Annotated in this window: 1 protein-coding gene; it reads left to right on the plus strand. The window is 54.5% G+C overall.

What is annotated here, in order from left to right:
• Positions 1–299: TolC family protein (locus tag ACO0LB_RS20830; protein WP_423052644.1), on the plus strand; the 299-nt coding region annotated here is incomplete at both ends.

Raw genomic sequence — 299 nt, forward strand, 5'->3', positions numbered from 1 at the left:
GCGGCAATAGCATTGACCGTATTTACCAGCAACTCAGCGTTCCCGCCGATTTGCCGTCGGACTTGCTGAACCGTCGGCCCGACATTATTGCAGCGGAACAGACCTTGGTTGCGGCAAATGTCGATATCGGTCAGGCGAAGGCGCAGTATTTCCCTAGCCTGAAATTGACTACGACTTACGGAGACGAGTCCAAGGTATTTCAGGACCTGTTCACTCCGGCATCTTTGCTGTGGAATCTCGGTGCAAACTTAGCGCAACCGATCTTCCGTGCTGGTGCCATCGGTGCAGTTGTCTCGGGC

Source organism: Undibacterium sp. SXout7W (assembly GCF_049339385.1).
In the GTDB taxonomy this organism is placed as follows: Bacteria; Pseudomonadota; Gammaproteobacteria; order Burkholderiales; family Burkholderiaceae_D; genus Undibacterium.